Genomic DNA, 3225 nt, shown 5'->3' with positions numbered 1-3225 from the left:
GCCCCATCCCCACCCGCGCCGCCTCCGGCCTGGAAGATTTTGAAGGCCTGATGCAGCGCGCCGTCCACCGGGCGCCGCTGCGCCGCCTCGTCACGCTGGACGAGGTGGGCCAGCTGGCCGCCTTCCTGGCCGGCGACGCCGCCTCCGGCATGACGGGCCAGACCATTTATGTGGACGGCGGCTACCACGTCGTCAACTGAAGCACCTTGCACGCTACACCCTATAACCTACGACCGAGCCTCCGCCATGAACGACCATAACGACCTGCCCGAGATCATCGAGAACGTCACCTACGCCGAACTGCAAGTGGGCCAGAGCGCGCGCCAGACCCGCACCCTGACAGCCGACGACATTGCCGCCTTCGCCGCCGTCTCGGGCGACGTCAACCCGGCCCACCTGGACACGGACTACGCCGACGCCACCCTGTTCCACGGCGTGATCGCCCACGGCATGTGGGGCGCGGCCCTGATCTCCAAGCTGTTGGGCACCGCCCTGCCCGGCCCCGGCACCATCTACCTGGAGCAGTCGCTGCGCTTTCTCAAGCCGGTGCGCATCGGCGACACGCTGCGCATCACGGCCACCGTGCTGACCAAGGAAGACGCCAACCACCACGTGGCTCTCAACTGCGAGATCAAGAACCAGACCGGCGCCCTGGTGCTGTCGGGCGTGGCCACCGTGATCGCCCCGATCGAGAAGGTGCGCCGCCCGCGCACCCAGTTGCCGCTGCTGCGCCTGGTGGACCCCAGCGACCGCTTCGGCGCGCTGCTGGCCAGCGTGGCCGCGCTGGCACCGGTGCGCTGCGCCGTGGTCCATCCCTGCGACGTGGAGTCACTCAAGGGCGCGCTGGACGCGGCCCGCCACAAGCTGATCGTGCCGGTACTGATCGCGCCGCTGGCCCGCCTGCAGGCAGTGGCCGACGAGGCGCATGCATCGCTGGAAGGCATCGAGATCGTCGACGTCGCCCACAGCCACGCGGCAGCCGAGAAGGCGGCCGCCATGGCCGCCGCCGGCCAGGTCGAAATGCTGATGAAAGGCAGCCTGCACACGGACGAAATGATGCAGGCCGTGCTGGCGCAGCCGGCGCTGCACACCAAGCGGCGCCTGTCGCACGTGTTCCGGCTGGAAGTGCCGCTGTACGACAAGGTGCTGCTGATCTCCGACGCCGCCCTCAACATCCAGCCCACGCTGATGGAAAAGGCCGACATCGTCCAGAACGCGATCGACCTGGCGCACGCGCTGGGCACGCCCGAACCCAAGGTCGCCATTTTGTCGGCGGTGGAAACGGTCACCCCGAAAATCGCCTCCACGCTGGACGCGGCCGCCCTGTGCAAGATGGCCGAGCGGCGCCAGATCACGGGCGGCGTGCTCGATGGTCCGCTCGCCTTCGACAACGCCATTTCGCCGCAGGCGGCCCGCATCAAGGGCATCACTTCGTCCGTGGCCGGTCACGCCGACATCCTGATCGCGCCCGACCTGGAAGCCGGCAACATGCTGGCCAAGCAGCTCGAATACCTGGCCGGCGCCGCCACCTGCGGCGTGGTGCTGGGCGCCGCGCTGCCGATCGCCCTCACCAGCCGGGCCGACGCGGCCGACGCCCGCGTGGCCTCGGCCGCGCTGGCGCTGCTGCTGGCCCACCGCTACCGCAAGGAACGCCCATGAACAACGGACAGCAAGCCATCATCGCCGTCAACGTCGGCTCCTCCTCGATCAAGTTCGCGCTCTACCCGTGCCGCGCGGGCGTGACGGGCCCCGCCCTGCTGACGGGCACCATCGCCGGACTGGAACCGGACGGCCAGCCCTGCGTGGCCTTCAGCACGGACGACGGCGTCAAGCTGAATGAAGCGCTGGCGCCCGGCGCCGGCGACAGCTTCGAGCGCGCGCTCGACGCCATGCGCGCCCTGCTGGCGCGCTACGCCGCGCCGGCCCGGCTGGTGGCGGTGGCGCACCGCATCGTCCACGGCGGCGCGCGCTATGCCGCCTCCGTCGTGCTGGACGACGCGGCGCTGGCCTACCTGCGCACGCTGGAACCGCTGGCGCCCCTGCACCAGCCGCATAACCTGGAGGGCGTGGACCTGTTCCGGCGCGCCTTCCCCGAGCTGCCGCAGGTGGGCTGCTTCGACACTTCCTTCCACACCACGATGGACGCACTGGAACAGCACTTCGCCCTGCCGCAAGCCATGCACCGGGACGGCATCCGCCGCTACGGCTTCCATGGCCTGTCGTACCGCTACCTGGCGGCGCGGCTGGCCGAGCGCAGTGGCCGCAGCGGGCGCAAGGTGCTGATGGCCCACCTGGGCAACGGCGCCAGCGTGTGCGCCATGCGCAGCGGCGTGAGCGTGGCCACCAGCATGGGCTTTTCCGCGCTGGACGGGCTGATGATGGGCAGCCGCTGCGGCGCACTCGATCCCGGCGTGCTGCTGCACCTGATGCGCCAGGGCTGGGACGCGGACCGCATCGAAACGCTGCTGTACCGCCAGTCCGGGCTGCTGGGCGTGTCGGGCCTGTCGGCCGACATGCGTACGCTGCGCGCCAGCGAGCAGCCCGAAGCCCGCTTCGCCATCGACCTGTTCACCCACCGGCTGGTGCGCGAATGCGGCGCGCTGAGCGCCTGCCTGGGCGGCTTGGACCTGCTGGCCTTCACGGGCGGCATCGGCGAGCACGACGCGGCGCTGCGGCTGGCCGCGTGCGAGCAGCTGCTGTACCTGGGCGTGCGCATCGACCCGTCCCGCAACGCGGCGGCCGACGGCAGCCAGATCATGGCCATCCAGGCCGCCGACAGCAGCGTGGAAATCTGGGTCGTGCCCACCGACGAGGGGCGTGTGGCAGCCGGCGATGCGGCGGCGTTGCTGGCCTAAGAGAAGAAGCGCAAGCGGGGTCAGTTCCGGCAAATGGACATTACGTGCATCAATTTGTCCATTTGCCGGAACTGAGCCCACGTGTGCGGCAATGCATGTGGTGGGGTATGGGCGATCAGGCCCCTCCGGCAACGTGTCTCGTTCGCCTGTCTCGTTCTGTCTCGTTTTGTCTGGTTTTGCCTCGACGCGATTTTCCTTTCTGAAAAAGACAAAACGAGACAAAACCAGACAAAACGCGCAGGCGAAACGAGACACGTTGCCGGAGGCAGTCTGCCGGCCTTACCACCCGCAGCCTGGCCACAGGTTAGCAGGTCGGAGTTGGCGTTGGCGCTACCTCATGAACCGCAGGCCGGTTCCCCAGCCGCCGCCC

Annotated in this window: 3 protein-coding genes; all 3 read left to right on the top strand. The window is 69.3% G+C overall.

Translation table 11 applies throughout. The annotated features are described in order from the left end of the window. The coding region (locus tag AC3WOS_RS28395) for an SDR family oxidoreductase (protein WP_492720665.1) at window positions 1-200 on the top strand (200 nt) is incomplete at its 5' end. Between the two features lie 46 nt (window positions 201-246). Further along, window positions 247-1659 carry a bifunctional enoyl-CoA hydratase/phosphate acetyltransferase gene (locus AC3WOS_RS28390; RefSeq protein ID WP_492720663.1) on the top strand — a complete coding sequence of 471 codons (1413 nt, stop codon included), beginning with the start codon at window positions 247-249 and terminating at the stop codon, window positions 1657-1659. Further along, window positions 1656-2855, top strand: coding sequence for an acetate/propionate family kinase (locus tag AC3WOS_RS28385; RefSeq protein ID WP_492720662.1), 1200 nt, complete (start codon window positions 1656-1658; stop codon window positions 2853-2855). Before AC3WOS_RS28390 ends, AC3WOS_RS28385 begins: the two co-directional genes overlap by 4 nt. The last annotated feature ends 370 nt before the right edge of the window (window positions 2856-3225 follow it).

It is taken from the genome of Rugamonas sp. FW305-51 (genome assembly GCF_058786935.1).
Note: the sequence above shows the minus strand (reverse complement) of the source record. Positions and strands in the feature narration are given on the sequence as shown.